Consider the following 17,908-nt stretch of genomic DNA (forward strand, 5'->3'; position numbering starts at 1 on the left):
TTCCGGCCCAAGGGGGCCCGGGGGTGCGGCAAGCTGGCGGGGTGAGCAAACTGGAGCGGCGGATCGTGGAGGCGGCGGAGGCCGCGCTCGCCCAGCGCAGGTTCGTCACCGCGGTCGACGTGCTGACCGGGGTCCGGTGGCTGCACGCCAGACATGTGGACGTCTGGCGGCAGGGCAGGGCCGCGACGCTGGAGGAGCTCTGCGCGGTCGACGGCGCCAGGATGGCCGAGGCGGTGACGGCGCTCAGACGCTGGGCGCTGGCCAAGGGGCTCACGCCGGGTGAGAGCGCCTACGTGTCCGGCGGCAGGGACAGGCAGGAGCTGCGCTTCCTCTCGGCGGGGGACGACACCGCCTTCCGGGTCCACTGGGTCTCCCCCGACATGAGCGAGGCGAGGCGGCGGCAGCTGGCCGAACGGCAGAGCAAGGCTCCCGATCTGGTCGCGGTCGAGCCGCAGAAGGCGTGGGAGTGCGCGGGCTGCGGCGGGACGGGCCCCTATCTGATCATGGAGAACGCCGAGCCGTACTGCCTGACCTGCGCGGACATGGACCATCTCGTCTTCCTGCCCGCCGGCGACGCCGCGCTCAGCCGCAGGGCGAAGAAGGAGAGCGGGCTGGCCGCCGTGGTGGTCAGGTTCAACTCCCGGCGCAAGCGGTACGAACGCCTCGGCGTCCTGGTCGAGGAGGCCGCCCTGGCGCTGGCCGAGGAACGGTGCCTGGCCGACGAGGAGGTACGGCTGCGCCGCAGGGAGCGCGACCGGGAGCGGCGGGCGGGAGAGGATGTGGAGTTCCAGGCCAGGATGGCCGGGGAGATCGCCCGTCTGTTCCCCGGATGCCCGCCGGAGCGGGCTAAGGAGATCGCCCGGCACGCCGGGCAGCGGGGCAGCGGACGGGTCGGCCGTACCGCCGCCGCCAAAGTGCTCGACGAGAACGCGATCACGCTGGCCGTGGTCGCCTCGGTGCGGCATCTGGACACCGACTACGACCGGCTGCTGATGTCAGGGGTGCCCAGGACGGAGGCGAGGGAGCGGATCAGGACGACCATCGACCTGGTGCTCGGCCGCTGGCGTGCCGAGAATGTCGGTGCCTGAGGCCACAATGGGCGCCATGGAGAGCTGGCGTGAGGTCAGGCGGACGCTGGGTGAGTTCGCGCTGAGCCTGCCCGAGGCGTACGAGGACCATCCGTGGGGTGAGACCGTCGTCAAGGTCAACAAGAAGATCTTCGTCTTCCTCGGGGTCGAGGAGCCGACCGAGAAGTGGAGCCCGAACATCGGGGTCAAGCTGCCGCAGTCGAACGGCCACGCGCTGGCCGTCGAGGGCGTCAGGCCCTCGGGATACGGGCTCGGCAAGGCGGGATGGGTGACGATCCCGCTGACGGGCGAGCTGCCGGAGACCGAGGTGCTCCTCGACTGGGTCGAGGAGAGCTACCGGGCGGTGGCCCCGAAAAGGCTCGTCGCCGGGCTGGACGCCGCGCCTCCCGGCCCCTCCACGGGCTGAGGGCCCGCCGGGAGGCGCTCGTCCACATCGGTGCTGTCAGTTGGCCCTGTCAGCCGAGGCTGTCAGCCGACGCCGTCGGTTGACGCCGTCAGTTGTCGATGCCCCCGCTGGGGCCGCGCCCGCCGATGCTGTCGTCGCTGAGACTGTCGTTGAGACCGCCGCCACCGCGGCCGTGGCGGGGGCCGTGCCGGGCGTAGCATCTGGCGGGGTTCCTGTGCTTGGAGCACGGCTTGGCCACAGAGGTGAGCTGCGTGGTCGAGGTGGTCACGGTCGCCGTCCCCGCTGCGGCGAGCTGGACCGGCATCGTCACCGGCGCGATGAGGGCGGAGGCCCCCATGGCCCCGGCCGCGAGAGCGTTCCTGATCTTGATCATGCGGTTGCTCCATGGTGAATCAGTTGCGCCCTGGGCGACGCCCGGGCGGGCGTGGCGTCACATCACGCCGCGTTCGGCGCGATGCGAACCGGATTTCCACGGTATGAGGCGCGACTTCGGCGGTCACCTAGAGAAATCCAAAGCCTTTAGCCCGTCAAATTACCCTTTCGCCACTGAGAGTGACACACAAAGCACTTTCAGCTACATTTCACTCCACCCTTCCCCGTAAAGCCCTTCACACAGGGCGGACAGGACACCTCCCCGGATTGCAATGTCCCGGCAGGCGGCCATGGTGCGAGCACTTCTCCTCACGGTCAACACTTCGACTGCGGAGCGTGAAGCCCGGCGACTCGCATCCTCACCACGGCGCCCAAGGCCCGTCGCCCGGGGCGGACCGCCACAGGAAGGGCGGACCGCCAGGCGTGGACACCTTTCACTCACGCTTTCCTTTTTCGAGAAACTTCCCGGCGGCGTGGCATCACACAGCGACTCTTCGCTACTGCCAGCATCCTTATTGTCACGTTGAGTCACTCAACGAACGGGCATGGGCCGTATTCCGGCCAGCGAGTTAGTCGCGGCCAAGGGCCGCGTTCCGAGAGGAACGGTATCTCCATATGTTCACGCCCAATCCCCGAACGGATGTCACCGCCACACCCGCCACACAGAAGAGGCGCAGGTCTCTGAAGGGGGTGGCGATCGTGGCCGGGTCCGTCTCCGTGGCCCTCGGCGCCAGCGTGTGCTCGTCAGCCCTCGCGTCGCCGTCCGCGGGCAGCCTGCCCGTCGCCCAGCCGACCAAGCCCACGGCCACGGCCACGGTCACGGTCACCCCCAAGCCCAAGCCCACGGTCACGGTCACGGCCACAGCCACGGCCACGCCCTCTCCCACCGCGACCCTGCCCACGCTCGCCGAAGAGGCCAGGCGGAAGTGCTCGCCCAGGAACTTCTTCAGGTTCCACCACTTCACGCCGAGGAACTTCTTCATTCCCCGCACCCGCTTCATCGACGGCCCCGGCGGCACGATCACGGCGTCGGTCAGGCGTCAACACCGCGTCTACTTCGAGCTGGAGATCGAGCGGGAGAAGGGCAGCGAGATCGACACCCCGATCAACAGGGACACGCTGATCCGCAGGCTGCGCAACAACATCAACCCGCTGCTCGCCGAGGAGCACATCGTCGAGGCCGGGCACGAGTACACCCAGGAGGTCAGCGAGGGCAAGTACGGCAACCTCTGGTACCGCGTCTTCGGCTACCGGGTGGGCTTCTCCGCGTGGCGGCAGCTCGGCGACTGCAGCACGTTCAGGGTCGGCTCCGGCATCGCCAACGTCCCGGCGAGGGTCGAGGGCTGGAGGTACTGGGAGACCGACCACCCGCTCTTCAGGGGGCGCAAGCTGTCGGAGAAGTAGGCCACGGCCTGCGACCGCGCGCCCGACGCCCCGGACAGGGGCGGCCGGGCGCGCGGCGTGTCCGGCCCTTCCCGCTCAGGGCTGCTGTACGGCCAGCCTGATCGCGAAGCCGACCAGCAGCAGGCCGGTGATCCGCTCGATCCTGGCCCGTGCCCTGGGCGTGCGCAGCAGGGAGCCGATCCGGTCGACGACCACGTTGTAGAGGCTGAACCAGAGCAGGTACAGCCCCGCGAAGATGGCCGACAGCAGCACGGCCTGGCTCAGGGTGTGCCCGTGGGTCGGCAGGAACTGCGGCAGGAAGGTGACGAAGAAGAGCGCCACCTTCGGATTGAGGACGTTCGACATGAAGCCGGTGCGGACGTGCTGCAGCGGGGAGCGCGGCTGTTCGGCGACCGCCTGGGGAGCGTCGTCCCTGCGGCGGCTGGAACGCAGGGCGCAGATTCCCAGCCAGAGCAGGTAGACCACGCCGGCGACCCTCAGCACGGTGAAGGCGGTCGCGGAGGTCAGCAGCAGGGCGGACAGGCCGACCGCCGCGGCGGTGGCGTGCACGGTGAGGCCGAGCAGGCCTCCGAACATGGTGAGCAGGCCGGCGGTACGGCCGAAGGCGAGGGCGTTGCGGGTGATCAGGGCCTGGTCAGGCCCGGGGATCATAATCATTACAAGCGCCGTGACCGCGAAGGTCGTCAGCATGGAACGGGGGTCTCCCTGAACATCGATGGTGCGGGTGCCTTGTGGGCGCGCCCATCCTACGCACAGGGAGACCCCCCAGCTCACCCGCCCCGACCAGGGGGGTCGGTCACGGGCGGGTGAGACGTCACTTCGCGCTGTTGCGGAAGGGCTTGGCCGGCTTGCCCAGGTTGGGGGCGCCGAGAAGCTTCTTGGAGGACAGGGCGTAGACGCCGTCGTTGGTGAAGACCCACACGATCTTGCGGTCCCACTCGACGTAGGTGCCGTGGGTCTGGTTGCCCAGGGCGTAGTCCGGGACGTCCTTGTCGAAGCCCGTCGGGACGAACTGCGCGGCGATCTTCGGGTGCTTCGGGTCACGGGTGTCGAAGAACTGCACGCCCGCGTTGTAGAACGCGTACGGCAGCAGGCCCGCCTTGGGGTCGCCGGGCGAGGTGTAGTAGCCGGAGCGCTTGGGGCCGAAGCTGCCGCCGCGCTGGCAGTAGTCGCCGAACGGGGCGTTCGCCGCGGGCTTCGGCCTGGGCAGGGCGCCGACGATGCGGGGCTTGGCGGGGTCGCGGACGTCGATCTGGAAGATGTCCTTGTAGGGCTCGTGGCAGTCCTCGCCCAGCGGGTAGCCCGAGACGTAGATCATGCCGGTCTTCTCGTACTGGGAGACGTCCACGTTGTCCGCCTCGGTGCCGCCGACCGACATCGGCAGGTCGAGGTGGGAGATCTCGGTCATCTTCGCGGGGTTGGAGATGTCCAGCACGGACAGGCCGTAGCCGCCCAGGGCGGCGAAGCCGTACTTTCCGCCCTGCTCGACCGGCTTGGGGATGAACAGCGGCATGCGCGCGCCCATCCAGGAGGTCTGGTTGCCGCAGCGCGGGTTCTTCGCGTAGTCGGCGGACTCGTCGGCGACCTGGCCCTTCCTGTGCCACTCGCCGACCTTCTTCGGCTTCGCCGGGTCGGACATGTCGTACGCCTGGTAGCCGGCCGAGTACAGGTAGGTCGGCACCTCGGTGTTGCTCCAGGTGTCCAGCGGCGCCGCGGCGACGAACATGTACTTGCCGCCGGTCCAGTACGGCACGTCCAGCGAGCCCGAGCCCTGCTGCGGCCCGTCGACCGGCGCGTTCAGCGGGTTGTCCACCGAACCGTCCGTGGTGACGGTGGCCAGCAGCTTCCAGTCCTTCTTGCGGGGACCGTTGAGCTGGTAGACCTTGAAGCCCTTGAAGCTGGTCGTCTCCCTGAGCTTCCTGACGCCCTCGGCGTTGTTGAACTTGGTGTGCTCGACCGCGTCGCCCAGCTCGCCGACCTGCCGCTTCTGCTCGAAGCTCTGGACCATGACGTAGGCGTCGAGCTTGGCGTTCCACTGGATCGTCGAGGCGCCCCAGTAGTCGTGGGCCTTCCAGTCCTTGCCGTCCTTGAGCTCGACGTTCTCGCCGTACTCGGCCTTGATGTCGTTGCGGCTGAGCGACTCGACGACCTTGACCTTCCTGACGTCGGTCACGTCGTAGACGCGGCCCTCGCTGCGGTCGTACTGGAACAGGTAGCGGCGGCCGTCGAAGTCGACGATGTTCTGCCAGCTGTGGAAGTAGTCCGGGGTGAACTCGGGGCCGCGGTAGGCGGCCTCCAGCTTGATCGGACCCTCGACGTAGGACTTCGGGTCGTAGCCCTTGGTCTTCTTGAACAGGTCCTGCGCGCCGCCGGGGAAGGCGAAGCGCTCCTCACCCGCCGGGGTCAGGGACGGGTGTCTGAAGGTGCCGTCCAGCTGCATGCCGTACACGCCCGCCTGCGGATCGGCGGGGCGGCGGTCACCGCAGACGGAGGGGATGTTCGGGTCTTCGGGGGCCGCCGCCCGCACCGCCGTGCCGGAGGCGAGGACGAGACCCGCGACGCCGGAGGTGATCAGGGCATGCCGGAGAAAGTTGCGCATGGCGCGACCTTTCATAAGAAAGGGAGGAACACCGCTAGAGTTCCGTTTCCAGACACCCCTCGGCCATGCTCAGTTCCGTGAGACGGAACCTGAGTTCGTTCTATCTCACGAAACCTCCGGCCGTCAGGTGACGGCCAGGCGCCGCTGGTAGCGCTCGTCCCGCCACAGCTCCTCGCCCAGTACCTCGGCGAGGGAGACGGCCGCGTCATGGACGTCCGCGAAGCGGATGTAGAGCGGGGCGAAGCCGAAGCGCAGGATGTCCGGCGCGCGGAAGTCGCCGTGGACACCCCGGTCCGCCAGGGCGCGGATGACCGGGTAGCCGTCCGGGTGGCTGAAGCTGACCTGGCTGCCCCGGCGCTCGGGGTCCCTCGACGAGACGAGCGTGAGCCCGTACGGCGCGCAGAGCTCCTCGGCCACCTCGATGAACAGCGACGTCAGCGCCACGCTCTTGGCCCGCACCTGGGCCAGGTCGACCCGCTCCCAGATGTCGAGCGCGGCGTTGAGGGGGGCGTAGGAGAGCACGTGCGGGGTGCTCACCAGGAAGCGCCGGATGCCCTCGGCGGGGCGGTGGTCGGGCTCGAAGGCGAACGGCTCCGCGTGGCTGTACCAGCCGGTCAGCAGCTGCTCGGCCTGCCCCAGGTGCCGGGGGTTGACGTAGACGAACGCGGGGGACCCCGGGCCGCCGTTGAGGTACTTGTAGGTGCACCCGACCGCGAAGTCGGCCTGGGACACGTCCACCTGGAGCGCTCCCGCGCTGTGGCACAGGTCCCAGATCATCAGCGCGCCCGCCGCCTGGACCCGCGCGGTCACCTCCGCGGTGTCGTAACGGTCCCCGGTGCGGTAGTCGACCTCCGACAGCAGCACGCACGCCACGTCGTCGGCCAGGGCGTCGTCGAGGGTCCCGATGTCGCGGATCTCATAGCCGCCCAGCGCCTTGGCCAGTCCCTGGACCATGTAGCGGTCGGTCGGGAAGTTGGCCAGGTCCGAGATGATCACCCTGCGCTCGGGGCGCAGGCCGAGGGCGGCCGAGACGGCCTTGACGACCGCGATCGAGGTGCTGTCGCCGACCGCGACCTGCCCCGGCCCCGCGCCGATCAGCGGGGCCAGGCGGTCACCGGTGGTCAGCGGCAGGCCGTACCAGCCCGAGGCGTTCCAGCCGCCGACCAGTTGCCCGCTCCACTCCTCGACGACCCGCGCCGTCGCCGCGGCGGCGGCCTTGGGCATCGCCCCGAGCGAGTTGCCCGCCAGATAGATCTTTCCTTCGGGCAGGACGAACTCGTCCCTGAGGTGCTTGAGGGGATCGTCGGCGTCGAGGGCGACGCAGTCCGCACGGCTGATGGTCACGAATCATCTCCGGACTAGGGCCTTACACAATCCCCCTATCATCCGGCATCGGCGAAGGGCAGGGCAGCAGGATGTTCCGGCACACGGAACTCACGCTCGACGTGGCGGGCGGGGCGTCGGCGTGCCCGCCACGCGGGAACCGTGATCTGATCTGGCCGTTCGAGCATTGTGAGCTGCGAGGACACGGCCGCGACGGCCTCGGCGTCGCAGCCGGTCAGCACCACGGTCAGCTCGGCGGGCAGCCCCAGGAGCAGGTCCGCGAAACGGACCCGCTCCTGCGGGGTCATCCCGGTCATCGGCTCGTCGAGCAGCAGCAGCCTGGGGCGCGCGGCCAAGGCCATCGCGATCTCCAGCCGTTTGCGGCCGACCGCACAGAGCAGGGCGGTCGGCGCGTCCTGCAGGCCGGTGATCCGCAGCAGGTCGAACACGTCCCGCGTCTGGTCGAGCCGGTTGTGCCTGGCGGGCGTGCGCCAGCCCGTGGAGCCGGCGGAGCGTGCGGAGGCCGACAGGCCGCTCCTGCGCAGCGCCATCGTCACGTGCTCGACACAGGTGAGCCCGGCGAAGGCGCTGCCGTGCTGGAAGACCCTGGCGATGCCGGGTCTGCGCTCCTCGGGCAGGTCGGTGACGTCCCGCCCGCCGTACTCGATCCGGCCGCCGGTCGGCCGCAGGGCCCCGGCGATGAGCCGCATCACCGTGGACTTTCCCGACCCGGGGGAGCCGACCAGCCCCCTGCGTTCGCCCTGGCGGATCGTCAGGTTCATCCCGTCGACGACCTTGAGCGCGCCGAACCGCATCGTCACCTCGTGCAGTGACAACACGCCGGTCACCGCCCGAGGAACCGGGCGGCGTTGCCGCCGAGAAGCTTGGCGCGGGCGGTCTCGGACAGGAACCCCGCGCTCCTGATCAGGGAGCCGACCGGCGTCTCGCCCAGCGGGTAGGGGAAGTCGGAGCCGAGCATGACCCCGTCCTCCCCCATCGTGTCGACCAGCAGCCGCAGCGCCCGCTCGTCGAAGACCACCGAGTCCACGCTGAAGCGCCCCAGATAGGCCGACGGCGGGAGTTCCGAGGTGCCGACCACGTCGTTGCGGCGGTGCCAGGCGTTCTCGAAGCGGCCCAGCCAGAAGGCGAACGAGCCGCCGCCGTGCGCGAAGCAGAGGCGCAGGCTGTCGGGGACCCGGTCGAAGACGCCGCCCAGGATGAGGGCGAGCACCGACAGATGGGTCTCGGCGGGCATGCCGACCAGCCACTGCGCCATCCAGCGCTGCAGCCGGGGCCCGCCCGCCATGTCCCACGGGTGGACGAAGACGGGCGCGCCGACGGCCGCGCAGTGCTGGAGGAACTGGACGATCCCCGCGTCGTCGAGGTCGCGGTCCCCGACGTGGTTGCCGATCTCGACGCCCGCGTGCCCCGCGGCCAGGCACCGGTCAAGCTCCGCGCAGGCCAGATCGGGATCCTGGAGCGGAACCTGACAGAACGGCACCAGCCGCTCCGAGGCGCAGATCTCCAGGGCCAGATCGTTGAAGACCTTCGCGACCCCCGCGGCCTGCGCCGCGGGGCGCTCGTAGGAGAAGAACACCGGCGTCGGCGAGACGACCTGGACGTCCACCCCGTCGGCGTCCATCCGGTCGAGGCGCACCGACGGGTTCCAGCAGTCGTCCTGGATCCGGCGGAACTCCCGGTCGCCGAGCAGGATCATGGCCTCCCGCTCCGACTCGACCCTGAGCCTGGGCGCCTCGGGCCAGCCGAGGTCCGGCCAGCCCTTGGGGACGTGGTGCGTGTGGACGTCGATGATCAACGGTTATCCCTTGCCCGGGTGGAGCGTGCCGCAGTTGTCGCAGGTACGGGCCTTCTCGTCGTCGTAGAAGGCCTGGAAGATCGGCGGCAGGTCGGCGACGATGTCGCGGACCTGGAGCTCGACCTCGTGGACGATCGCGTCGCACTCCTGGCAGTACCAGCGGAACTTCTCCAGCACGCCCTCAGGCCTGACCCGCTCGACCAGGAAGCCGACGGAGCCCTCCTCGGGGCGCTGCGGCGAGTGCGGCAGGTTCGGCGGCAGCAGCCACATCTGGCCCTCGCGGACGTGCACGGTCTCAGGCCCGTCCTCGGTCATGACGTTGATGTGCATGTTGCCGCGGACCTGGTAGAACAGCTCCTCGTACGGGTCGACGTGGAAGTCGGTCCGCGCGTTCGGGCCGCCGACGACCATGACGATGAGGTCGTTGGAGTCCTCGAAGATGACCTTGTTGCCCACCGGCGGCTTGAGCAGATGGGCGTGCTCGTCGATCCACTTGGTGAAGTCGATGGGGGGTATCACTGGCCCTCCTGAGGTGTCTGCGCCGGCTTGTGGGCGACGGCCTGGATCTCGATGAGCAGGTGCGGGTGCGGCAGCTGGTGGACGGCGACGGTGGTCCTGGTCGGCCCCGTCTCGTCGAAGTACTCCGCGTAGACGGCGTTGTAGCCGCCGAAGTCGTTCATGTTCACCAGGTAGGCGGTGACCTGGACGAGATCGGCGAGCTCGGCTCCCGCGGCCCTGAGGATGTCGCCGATGTTGTCGATCACGGCCCTGGTCTGCTCGGCGATGTCGAGCCTGACCGTGCCGAACTCGTCGGCCTGCGCCCCGGCGATCGTGTTGTCCGGCCTGCGGGAGCTGGTCCCCGAGACGAACAGGAAGTCTCCGGCCCGCTTGACGTGCGGGAACCTCCCGCGCGGCGTGGCCTTGCCCTCGACGACCATGCCCCCGCTCATCGCGTCTCCTCCGCCGTGGTGACGCCGGTGCTGAAGGAGACCGAGCCCAGGTGCTGGACCTCCACCCTGACGTGGACGCCCTCGGGCAGCGGCTCGGCGGGAGTGGCGGCTCCGGCGAGCAGGATCCAGCCGGGTTCGAGGACCACCCCCGCCTGTACGGCCAGCCGCGCGGCCTCGACCACGGCCCTGCGCGGGTCGCCCAGGATGGCGCCGGTCGACCCGGTCTGGACGGGGCGGCCGTCGATCTCCAGGACGACGCCGAGGTTCCACCGGGACGGGTCGTAGGACTGCCACGGACCGACCACGTATCCGGCGGCCGAGGTGTTGTCGGCGATCACGTCCGGCAGGGAGAAGCGGAAGTTCTCGTAGCGGGAGTCGATGATCTCGATGCCCGGCGCGACGGCCGCGACGGCGCCCGGCGCGAGGGCGTCGGCGACGGTGGCGATGCGGCGGCCGATCAGGTAGACGACCTCCGGCTCGATGCGCGGATGAATGTAGGCGGAGATGTCGGCGTGTGAGCCGTCGAGGACCGCCGACGACTCCGGCACCCTGCCGAAGATCACGTCATGCACGCCCATCTGGCGGCGCTTGCCCTCGCTGGTGAAGCCCAGCTTCACCCCCGACAGGCGGTCGCCCCGCTCCAGGCGGAGCCGCAACAGCTCCTCCTGGACCCGGTAGGCGGTCGCCACGTCGTAGTCCTGCTCGGGCTGCGGCACCGCGCGGGCCGTGCGCGCCGCCTCGTCCAGCACCGCGGCGAGCTTGTGGATGTCGGTCACGCGTTTCCCTCCGCGCGCGCCAGGTCGAGCGTGCCTGCCCCGGCACGCACCGCCTCCGGCGCGCCTGTCCCACCGCGCGCCAGGTCGAGCGCGATGTCCACGATCATGTCCTCCTGGCCGCCGACCATCCTGCGCCTGCCGACCTCGGTCAGTATGGTCCGGGTGTCGATCCCGTAGCGCGCCGAGGCCGCCTCGGCGTGGCGCAGGAAGCTGGAGTACACCCCGGCGTAGCCGAGCGTCAGCGTCTCCCTGTCCACCCGCACCGGGCGGTCCTGCAGCGGCCTGATCAGGTCGTCGGCCGCGTCCATCAGGGCGTGCAGGTCACAGCCGTGCTCCCAGCCCATCAGGTCGGCGACCGCGACGAACACCTCGATCGGGCAGTTGCCCGCCCCCGCGCCCATCCCGGCGAGGGAGGCGTCGACCCGGTAGGTGCCGTTCTCCACCGCGACGACCGAGTTGGCCACGCCCAGGCCCAGGTTGTGGTGGGCGTGGATGCCGATCTCCGTCCGCTCGTCGAGCACCTCGCGGTAGGCCCTGACACGGTCCCTGACCCCGTCCATGGTCAGCCGCCCGCCGGAGTCGGTCACGTAGACGCAGTGCGCGCCGTACGACTCCATGAGCTTGGCCTGCCTGGCCAGCTCGTCGGCCGGGGCCATGTGGGACATCATCAGGAACCCGGCCACGTCCATGCCCAGCTCGCGCGCGGTGGCGATGTGCTGGGCGGAGATGTCGGCCTCCGTGCAGTGGGTGGCGACCCTGACCGAGGTCACGCCGAGCGCGTGGGCCCGCCTGAGGTCGTGGATGGTGCCGATCCCGGGCAGCAGCAGGGTCGTCAGCTTCGCCTGCCGTACGGCTCCCGCGACCGCCTCGATCCACTCGTCGTCGGTGTGCGCGCCCGCGCCGTAGTTGAAGCTGCCTCCGGCGAGGCCGTCGCCGTGGGCGATCTCGATGGCCGCGACGCCCGCCGCGTCCAGCGCGGCGGCGATCTCGGCGGCCTGGGCCGTGGTGTAGCGGTGCCGGATGGCGTGCATGCCGTCCCGCAGCGTCACGTCCTGGACGTACAGTTTCACGCGTCCGCCTCCGTCAGTCGCTCGGCCATCCGCTCGGCGGTGCGCAGCGCTGCCGAGGTCATGATGTCCAGGTTCCCCGCGTACGCGGGCAGGTAGTGGGCCGCGCCCTCGACCTCCAGGAAGACGCTCACCTTGACGCCGCCGGTGCGCTCCCCGGTCGGCAGCGGCTCGCCCGCCGGGATCCTGTCGAACTGCACCTCCTGCTTGAGCCGGTAGCCCGGCACGTACTCGCGCACCCTGTCGACCATGTCCCGCACCGCCTCGGCGACCTCCGCCTCGTCGCAGTCGTCGACCAGGCAGTAGACCGTGTCACGCATGATCAGCGGCGGCTCCGCCGGGTTGAGCACGATGATCGCCTTGCCCACGGCGGCCCCGCCGACCTCCTCGATCGCCCTGGAGGTCGTCTCGGTGAACTCGTCGATGTTGGCACGGGTGCCGGGACCCGCGGACTTGGAGGCGATCGAGGCGACGATCTCGGCGTACCTGACGGGCGCCCGCGAGGCGACCGCCGCCACGATCGGAATCGTCGCCTGCCCGCCGCAGGTGACCATGTTGAGGTTCGTCTCGCCGAGGTGGGCGTCCAGGTTCACCGGAGGCACCACGTACGGCCCGACGGCCGCCGGGGTCAGGTCGACGACCCGCTTGCCGTGCGCCCGCAGCACCCGGTCGTTGTGCAGGTGCGCCTTGGCCGAGGTCGCGTCAAGGACGATGTCGACGTCGGCGAAGCCGGGCAGCGCGACCAGGCCCTCGACGCCCTCGTGGGTCGTGGCGACCCCGCGCCGCCTGGCACGGGCCAGGCCGTCGGAGTCGGGGTCGATGCCCGCCATGGCGACGACCTCGACCCGCTTCGACAGCAGGGCCTTGAACATCAGGTCGGTGCCGATGTTCCCCGAACCGATGATCGCGATCCTCGCCGGCCGCCGGCCGCCCTCGGCAGGCCGCGCGGAGGCGTCGACGCGCCCGCCGTCCGCGTCAGGCACGAGGACGTGCTCTCCGGATGTGTCCACTGCCACGCCGGGCTCCCTCCCGCTCATGCGAAGACCGCCCGTACCGAGCCGACGCCCTCGAAGTGGGCCTCGAACACGTCTCCGGCCTCGACGGGGACCACGGGCCCGAGCGCCCCCGTCAGCACGACGTCCCCCGCGAGCAGCGGGAAGTCCTTGGCGCCCAGCGCGTTCGCCAGCCAGACGGCGGCGTTGAGCGGATGTCCCAGACAGGAGGCGCCCAGGCCGGTCGAGGCCTCCTGACCGCCACGCGTCATGGTCATCCCGGCCAGCCGAAGGTCGAGCCCGCGCAGGTCGACCGGGGTGTTGCCGAGGACGAAGGCGCCACTGGAGGCGTTGTCCGCGATCGTGTCGACGAGCGTGATGTCCCAACCGGCGATCCGGCTGTCCACGATCTCGATCGCGGGCAGCGCGAAGTCGACCGCCCTGATGACGTCGGCGACCGTGAAGGGCCCTCCGACCAGATCGGCCTTGAGGACCAGCGCGATCTCCGCCTCGGCCCTCGGCTGCAGGAAGCGCTCGGTGGGGATGGGCAGGCCGTCGGGATAGGCCATGTCGGCGAAGAGCATGCCGAAGTCCGGCTGGTCGACGCCGAGCTGCCGCTGCACCGCCTGGGAGGTCAGGCCGATCTTCCGCCCGACCAGCCGCCGCCCCTCGTGCAGCGCCCGCCTGGTGTTGATCTCCTGCACGGCGTAGCCGGTCTCCGCGGTCCTGACGGGCAGCGCCTGCCGCACCGGCGAACACGGCTTGCCGCTGCGTGCCGCCTCGAGCAGCTGGTCGGCCGCCTCGACGAGCACGTCGGTCGCCTCGCTCCACTCAGTCATGTTCCGGCTCCAGCTTGATGGTGATCGTGGTGGGTTCCGAGTAGAAGTCCAGGGAGTCGGTCCCGCCCTCCCTGCCGATGCCCGACAGCTTCACCCCGCCGAACGGGGTGCGCAGGTCCCTGAGGTACCAGGTGTTGACCCAGACCAGGCCCGCCTCCAGCGACTGGGCGACCCGGTGGGCCCTGCTGAGCCGCGAGGTCCACACCGTCGCCGCCAGGCCGTACTCGCTGTCGTTGGCCAGCTCGACGGCCTCGGCCTCGGTGTCGAACGGGGCGACGTGGCAGACCGGGCCGAAGATCTCCTCCCGGTTCACCCTGGAGGTTCGCGGCAGACCGGTCAGCACGGTCGGCTCGACGTAGTATCCCCCGTCCCGGTCGTCGCCGAAGCTCGGCACGCCGCCGCCCGCCCTGAACTCGGCGCCCTCGTCCTCGGCGAGCCGGTAGTAGGACAGCACCTTGTCCCGGTGCTCGGCGGAGATCATCGGCATCATCGTGGTGTCCTCGTCCTCGGGACGCCCGAACCGCAGCTCCCCGGCCCGCTTGGCCAGCCGCGTGACGAACTCCTCGAAGACGGGCCGCTCCACATAGAGGCGCTCGGTGCACAGGCAGACCTGGCCGCCGTTGGTGAAGACGGAACGCACGCTGCCCTCGACGGCCGCGTCCAGGTCGGCGTCGGCGAAGACCAGCCCGGCGTTCTTGCCGCCCAGCTCGAACGAGACCGGCTTGACCCGGTCCGCCACGCTCTTCATGATCGTCGATCCGGTACGGCTCTCGCCGGTGAAGGTGACCGCGTCGACCCCCGGGTGCTCGACCAGGAACTGGCCGGTCGAGCCGCCGCCGAAGCCGTGCACGACGTTCAGGACGCCGGGCGGCAGGCCGATCGCGGCGGCGATCTCCGCCAGCACGGCGACCGAGCTCGGCGTGTTCTCGGACGGCTTGACCACGATGGTGTTGCCCGCGGCGAGCGAGGGGCCGATCTTCCAGGTCGCCAGCAGGAACGGCAGGTTCCACGGGACGATGACGGCGACCACGCCGAGCGGCTTGCGCACGGTGTAGCTCAGCACGTCCGTCAGGTGGAAGGCGTTGTCGGGACGCTGGGCGGCGATCTCGGCGAAGGAGCGGAAGTTGGCCGCCCCGCGTGGAATGTCCAGCGTGCGGGTCTGCGTGATCGACTTTCCGGTGTCCGCGATCTCCGCGGCCACCAGGTCCTCGAACCGCTCCTCGATCGCGTCGGCGAGACGGCGCATCCAGACGGCCCGCTCCGCCACCGGCAGCGCGGCCCAGCCGGGCAGGGCCGCGCGGGCGGCGGCGACCGCCCTGTCGACGACGGCCTGGTCCGCCTCGTGGACCAGGCGGACCGGCTTCCCGGTCACCGGGTCGTGCGTCGCGAACGTCGCGCCCTCGGCGACCGGCACCCCACCGATGAAATGGGTCACCTGGTCAGACAATGCTTCTCCTCAGGGATGGACACCTTTGGGTCACTATGTATGGGTATAGATCTGAGAGCCGTTATGAGCAACAATGCGTTCCGTGAAACGGAACCCCGACCGCCTCTCCATGTTGGAGAAGTCCTGGCTGGTGCTCGACTCGTTCCGCCCCACGGGAGGCCCGCTGCGGCTCACCGAGGTCGCCGAGCGCTGCCACCTGCCCAAGACCACCGCCTTCAGACTGCTCACCGAACTCACCGAGATCGGCGCGATCGCCCGCCGCGACGACGGCTACTACCTCGGCCGCCGCCTTTTCGAACTCGGTTGCATCGTGCCCCTGGAACGCGACCTGAGACACGCGGCGCTCCCCTTCATGCACGATCTCTACGAGGCCACCCACGAAACCGTGCACCTGGGCGTGCGCGACGGCCTCGACGTGGTCTACGTCGAGAAGATCCGCGGCCAGGAGGCCTTCGCCCTGCCCTCCCGGGTCGGCGGCCGCCTTCCGCTGACCTGCACGGGAATCGGCAAGGCCCTGCTGGCCTACTCGGGACCCGACCTGATCGAGGAGGTCCTGGGCCGCCCGCTGCGCCGCCTGACCCCCCACTCGATCGTGGACCCGCAGCGCCTGGAGGAGACCATCGGCCAGATCCAGGCCGCGGGCCTGGCCTACGAGCGCGAGGAGGCCCAGCTGGGAGGCGCGTGCATCGCGGCCCCCGTGTTCGGCGACGGCATGGCGGTGGCCGCCCTGTCGGTCTCCGTCCCCCTGGCCCGCTTCCAGCCGACCCGCCTCGCCCCCGCCGTCAAGGCCGCGGCCCTGGGCATCTCCCGCGCACTCGCCAGAGGCATCTGACCGCTCTCCTGCCAGCCCCCCTTCCAGGCGGCTCAGGCCCCTCCCCGACCCTCGCTCGTGGTGGGGCCGGTTCAGGGGGCGGCCCACAGTGTGGTTCAGACCGTGTCCCTTTCAGACCGTGTCCCTTTCAGGCCGTCCCTCTCAGGCCGGGCTCACGACGAACGGCACGGGGGCGCGGAGGGACTGGGCGACGACGCAGTAGCGTTCGGTCAGCTCGACCAGCTTGGCGCGCTGCTCCGGGCTGAGGTCTCCCTCGATCTCGAAGCTGAGCCGTACCTCCCCGAAGCCCACGGGAGCTTCCTTGTCCACGCCCAGCGTCCCCCGGAAGTCCAGGTCGCCCTCGGCTCTGACGACACAGCCGGCGACCGGGTAGTCGAGAGCGGTCGCCACCGCCCGCAGGGTGACCCCGGCGCAGGCCACGAGAGCCTCAAGCAGCATGTCCCCCGAGCAGGCGAGGGTGCCGTCGCCTCCGGTCGCCGGATGCAGCCCCGCGACCGTGACCCCCTGGTCCGTGGAGACCGCGCAGGCGATCCCCCTCTCCTCGACGCGCCCCTCGGCGCTGAGCGTCACCACGGCCGACCGCGGCTCACGCCGGTACTCAGCCTTCAGCGGTGCCTGCAGAGCCCTCAGTTCCTCTGATCTCATGACCCCTCCAGCCGTCGACATCCGTCCACCGGCGTCCCGATCGCGGAGAAGCACGTGATGGCGAGGGCGCGCCGAACGTGGCTGGAATCCAGGCTAGTGCGACGACCACACACCTTCACCGGCCTCACGGTGTTTCCGAGCACCGGTACGGCGAGTGCCGCACACTCTCCCCAGGCTCAAGACGCGGCACGGAAACCTCGGGCAGGCCATGTGACGACATGAAGATGGGAGGCGTGCGAATCTTCCTGAACGGAGGGTATGCGGTTCACTGTTCGCCCGACCCGCCCGACCCTCCCAGGTCGCCGGGTCACTGGTTCACCGATCCGTCGATTCACCGATTTGCCGATTCGCCTATCCGCCGATTCGCAGGAGGAGCCCGTGGAAGCCCGTACCGAGACGGTGACCGTCGCCGACGGTTCGTTCGACCTGCACCTGTGGCTGCCGGAAGGCGGCCGAGGACCGGTCGTCCTGCTGATCCAGGAGATCTACGGCGTCGGACCGTACATCAGACAGGTCGCCGAGGAACTGGCAGGGCACGGATACGTCGTGGGCGCGCCGGACCTCTTCTGGCGGATCCAGCCCGGCTGGGTGTCCGACCACAGCGAGGCGGGGACGGCGGAGTCGTTGAAGATCGGCTCGCAGTTCGACGTCCCCCACGGGGTCGCCGACTCGGCCATGGCGCTGACCCACCTGCGCGCGTTGCCCGAGGCGGACGGCGGGGCCGGAGTGGTCGGGTTCTGCCTGGGCGGCTCGGTCGCCTACCTCATGGCCGCCACCGTCGAGACGGACGCGGTACTGTCGTTCTACGGCTCCGCCGTGCCGGACGCCACAGGGCTGATGGAGAAGATCTCCTGCCCCCTGCTGCTGGTGTTCGGCGGCTCCGACCCCTACATCCCCCGCGACCGGGTCGCCCAGGTCGAGCAGGCCGCCGCCGGACGGCCGAACGTGGAGATGTACGTCGCGGAACAGGCAGGGCACGCCTTCCTCAACCACGAGGCCCCCCAGTTCCACAATCCGGAAGCCGCACCGGCCGCCTGGGAGTCGGCCCTGGAGTTCCTCAGGCGGCACGTCCGCTAAGGGCTGCTTCCTGGATCGGGGGCTTGGGGCGGTTGCCGTTGGGCGGGTGCGGGGTTGGCCTTGTTCTCTTGGCTCTCTGGGTTCGTCTGGTTCTTTGGGTTCGCTTGGTTCTCTGGGTTCTCTGGGTTCTCTGGGTTCGTTTGGTTCGCTGGGCTTGTTTGGTTTGCTGGGCTGGGCCTGGTTCGCGTGGAGGGGGGCGGGTGGTCCGGCCGGCCGTCTCAGCTGAGCTCTGGCGGATTCAGGCCTCCGGCCTGGCGGGCGCGGGTGGTTGCGGT

Annotated in this window: 19 protein-coding genes; 5 read left to right on the plus strand and 14 right to left on the minus strand. The window is 70.1% G+C overall.

What is annotated here, in order from left to right:
- Positions 1 to 41 precede the first annotated feature (41 nt).
- The gene (locus PKF00_RS42615; RefSeq protein WP_271223488.1) at positions 42 to 1,088 is read left to right on the plus strand and encodes a DUF2293 domain-containing protein; all 1,047 of its coding nucleotides are present in this window, start codon (positions 42 to 44) and stop codon (positions 1,086 to 1,088) included.
- A gap of 16 nt (positions 1,089 to 1,104) precedes the next feature.
- The gene (locus PKF00_RS42620; protein ID WP_271223489.1) at positions 1,105 to 1,494 is read left to right on the plus strand and encodes an MmcQ/YjbR family DNA-binding protein; all 390 of its coding nucleotides are present in this window, start codon (positions 1,105 to 1,107) and stop codon (positions 1,492 to 1,494) included.
- 88 nt (positions 1,495 to 1,582) lie between these two features.
- On the opposite strand, the gene PKF00_RS42625 is transcribed toward PKF00_RS42620, so the two are convergent.
- The gene (locus tag PKF00_RS42625) at positions 1,583 to 1,867 is read right to left on the minus strand and encodes a hypothetical protein (protein WP_271223490.1); all 285 of its coding nucleotides are present in this window, start codon (positions 1,865 to 1,867) and stop codon (positions 1,583 to 1,585) included.
- Positions 1,868 to 2,565: 698 nt separating this feature from the next.
- Between PKF00_RS42625 and PKF00_RS42630 the strand changes: the two genes are divergently transcribed.
- The gene (locus PKF00_RS42630) at positions 2,566 to 3,270 is read left to right on the plus strand and encodes a hypothetical protein (protein WP_271223491.1); all 705 of its coding nucleotides are present in this window, start codon (positions 2,566 to 2,568) and stop codon (positions 3,268 to 3,270) included.
- Between the two features lie 75 nt (positions 3,271 to 3,345).
- On the opposite strand, the gene PKF00_RS42635 is transcribed toward PKF00_RS42630, so the two are convergent.
- From PKF00_RS42635 to PKF00_RS42690, 12 genes are all read right to left on the minus strand, one after another.
- Positions 3,346 to 3,960, minus strand: a complete 615-nt coding sequence (locus tag PKF00_RS42635) for a LysE family translocator (RefSeq protein WP_271223492.1) — start codon at positions 3,958 to 3,960, stop codon at positions 3,346 to 3,348.
- Positions 3,961 to 4,084: 124 nt separating this feature from the next.
- The gene (locus tag PKF00_RS42640; protein WP_271223493.1) at positions 4,085 to 5,869 is read right to left on the minus strand and encodes an LVIVD repeat-containing protein; all 1,785 of its coding nucleotides are present in this window, start codon (positions 5,867 to 5,869) and stop codon (positions 4,085 to 4,087) included.
- A gap of 123 nt (positions 5,870 to 5,992) precedes the next feature.
- On the minus strand, positions 5,993 to 7,213 hold the full coding sequence (gene kynU, locus PKF00_RS42645; protein ID WP_271223494.1) for a kynureninase: 1,221 nt from the start codon (positions 7,211 to 7,213) through the stop codon (positions 5,993 to 5,995).
- Positions 7,214 to 7,251: 38 nt separating this feature from the next.
- Complete coding sequence (locus tag PKF00_RS42650) at positions 7,252 to 8,040, minus strand: ATP-binding cassette domain-containing protein (protein ID WP_271223495.1); 789 nt, start codon at positions 8,038 to 8,040, stop codon at positions 7,252 to 7,254.
- Positions 8,037 to 9,008, minus strand: a complete 972-nt coding sequence (locus PKF00_RS42655) for an amidohydrolase family protein (protein WP_271223496.1) — start codon at positions 9,006 to 9,008, stop codon at positions 8,037 to 8,039. Before PKF00_RS42655 ends, PKF00_RS42650 begins: the two co-directional genes overlap by 4 nt.
- A 3-nt stretch (positions 9,009 to 9,011) precedes the next feature.
- Positions 9,012 to 9,527: a 3-hydroxyanthranilate 3,4-dioxygenase gene (locus PKF00_RS42660; protein ID WP_271223497.1), complete on the minus strand. Its 516-nt coding sequence runs from the start codon at positions 9,525 to 9,527 to the stop codon at positions 9,012 to 9,014.
- Positions 9,524 to 9,958 carry a RidA family protein gene (locus tag PKF00_RS42665; RefSeq protein ID WP_271223498.1) on the minus strand — a complete coding sequence of 145 codons (435 nt, stop codon included), beginning with the start codon at positions 9,956 to 9,958 and terminating at the stop codon, positions 9,524 to 9,526. The genes PKF00_RS42660 and PKF00_RS42665 overlap by 4 nt, the downstream gene beginning before the upstream one ends.
- Positions 9,955 to 10,734 (minus strand): 2-keto-4-pentenoate hydratase, encoded by a 780-nt coding sequence (locus tag PKF00_RS42670; RefSeq protein WP_271223499.1) that lies wholly within the window; start codon positions 10,732 to 10,734, stop codon positions 9,955 to 9,957. Before PKF00_RS42670 ends, PKF00_RS42665 begins: the two co-directional genes overlap by 4 nt.
- Positions 10,731 to 11,804, minus strand: coding sequence for a 4-hydroxy-2-oxovalerate aldolase (dmpG, locus tag PKF00_RS42675; protein ID WP_271223500.1), 1,074 nt, complete (start codon positions 11,802 to 11,804; stop codon positions 10,731 to 10,733). Before dmpG ends, PKF00_RS42670 begins: the two co-directional genes overlap by 4 nt.
- Positions 11,801 to 12,817 (minus strand): acetaldehyde dehydrogenase (acetylating), encoded by a 1,017-nt coding sequence (locus tag PKF00_RS42680; protein ID WP_309298478.1) that lies wholly within the window; start codon positions 12,815 to 12,817, stop codon positions 11,801 to 11,803. The genes dmpG and PKF00_RS42680 overlap by 4 nt, the downstream gene beginning before the upstream one ends.
- A gap of 17 nt (positions 12,818 to 12,834) precedes the next feature.
- Positions 12,835 to 13,632 (minus strand): 2-keto-4-pentenoate hydratase, encoded by a 798-nt coding sequence (locus tag PKF00_RS42685; protein WP_271223501.1) that lies wholly within the window; start codon positions 13,630 to 13,632, stop codon positions 12,835 to 12,837.
- Positions 13,625 to 15,079 (minus strand): 2-hydroxymuconic semialdehyde dehydrogenase, encoded by a 1,455-nt coding sequence (locus tag PKF00_RS42690; protein ID WP_271223502.1) that lies wholly within the window; start codon positions 15,077 to 15,079, stop codon positions 13,625 to 13,627. The genes PKF00_RS42685 and PKF00_RS42690 overlap by 8 nt, the downstream gene beginning before the upstream one ends.
- Positions 15,080 to 15,152: 73 nt before the next feature.
- On the opposite strand from PKF00_RS42690, the gene PKF00_RS42695 reads away from it, so the two are divergent.
- Positions 15,153 to 15,911, plus strand: coding sequence for an IclR family transcriptional regulator (locus PKF00_RS42695; RefSeq protein WP_271223503.1), 759 nt, complete (start codon positions 15,153 to 15,155; stop codon positions 15,909 to 15,911).
- A 141-nt stretch (positions 15,912 to 16,052) separates the two neighbouring features.
- On the opposite strand, the gene PKF00_RS42700 is transcribed toward PKF00_RS42695, so the two are convergent.
- Positions 16,053 to 16,556, minus strand: a complete 504-nt coding sequence (locus PKF00_RS42700) for an OsmC family protein (protein WP_271223504.1) — start codon at positions 16,554 to 16,556, stop codon at positions 16,053 to 16,055.
- A gap of 378 nt (positions 16,557 to 16,934) precedes the next feature.
- Here PKF00_RS42700 and PKF00_RS42705 point away from each other — a divergent pair, with 378 nt between their 5' ends.
- On the plus strand, positions 16,935 to 17,633 hold the full coding sequence (locus tag PKF00_RS42705) for a dienelactone hydrolase family protein (RefSeq protein ID WP_271223505.1): 699 nt from the start codon (positions 16,935 to 16,937) through the stop codon (positions 17,631 to 17,633).
- Positions 17,634 to 17,908: the final 275 nt, after the last annotated feature.

It is taken from the genome of Streptosporangium carneum (assembly GCF_027922005.1).
GTDB classification, from domain to species: domain Bacteria; phylum Actinomycetota; class Actinomycetes; order Streptosporangiales; family Streptosporangiaceae; genus Streptosporangium; species Streptosporangium carneum.